The sequence below is a fragment of the Collinsella aerofaciens genome, assembly GCF_040926405.1.
Lineage (GTDB): Bacteria > Actinomycetota > Coriobacteriia > Coriobacteriales > Coriobacteriaceae > Collinsella.
Genome location: NZ_JBCOIG010000040.1, coordinates 1 through 1,073, shown reverse-complemented (window position 1 = coordinate 1,073; position 1,073 = coordinate 1). Strand labels below are relative to the sequence as shown.

The window sequence follows — 1,073 nt, the reverse complement described above, 5'->3', positions numbered from 1 at the left end:
CACCCATAATGCCAACATTGCTGTTCGTACTTTGCCCTGGCAATCGATTTATCGCGAATACGATGGCGGTTGCTATCGTACCTACGTGGGTAATCCCTTTTGCGATGAGCTTAGGGATATTGCTGAGGTCAAACCGCCTAAGGTGTGGACACAAGTGAGTATGGACACTCTTGAGGGCGGGGAATATGCATTTACCGACAGGGAGATTGTTTATGGAAAACTTAACTAACGGAATCGTTCTGAACGCCGGTGCCGACCAACACGTGATTACGGTTACGTTGCGTATGAACTCGGAGGGCAATGAGGTCCTTCACTTTGAAGACGCTCCGGAAGAGTTGGACATCGACTTTGCGAAAAGCGACCAGACCTCTCTACGCAAGTTATTTCGCTGGCTGTTGGATGAGCAGCTCAAGCAAAGATTCAGCCTGAAATTAAAGATTGACTCCTCGGTTAAGAATGTCACTTATAAAAAGGTCGCTGAGGATTACGTCAATGACCTCAACGCTGAAATTGATCAGGTCTTTTTAAATGAAGCTCAGACCATAAAGGATCTACTTGAGAAATTGGGATAGAGCCCGGAAACGGTAGGGGTTCTGGGGACTCATAAGCCTCGATTAGTTTGAGGTATCTTTAAAGATGACTCCCGATAACGTCTTGATAAGGGCTGCTTCGAATATTGGTAGTATGGTTGTTTGCGAATTTGTGTATGAGACGCTTGACTAATGTGTCCTCGTGGAGTGCGATGCCGTCTTTCGGGTCGCTGCGGGCGCGGGTATGTAGAGTGCTTTTATGCGTTGGCACTCGTCAACCGCTAGGGCGATGCAGTACGAGTTGGGGCCTCTTTTCTGCTTCACTTCATTAAGGTGTATAGTATATAGTGCAATATTAAAGCTCTTTGGGAGCTTTAAGGGTGACGCTTTCTGTAAGAGAGTGTTGCCCTTTTTTCATGCATGTAATGTGTGACGTGTTAGCTAAACGCCATTTCGGCAATGGGATGGATCGCGTCGGAAATGTTGGTGTAAGCGCGCCGACGGCTGACCGCCAAACGCAAGCGGCCCCTGTCCTAGAATCTG

The 1,073-nt window shown here is 47.7% G+C and carries 2 protein-coding genes; both read left to right on the top strand.

Going from position 1 to position 1,073, the window contains the following annotated elements:
- A partial coding sequence (locus tag AB5758_RS09170) for a hypothetical protein (protein WP_368155516.1) occupies positions 1-229 on the top strand: 229 nt, incomplete at its 5' end.
- Entirely contained in the window at positions 213-572 is a 360-nt protein-coding gene (locus AB5758_RS09165; RefSeq protein ID WP_368141809.1) for a hypothetical protein, read from the top strand. The genes AB5758_RS09170 and AB5758_RS09165, both read left to right, overlap by 17 nt.
- Positions 573-1,073: the final 501 nt, after the last annotated feature.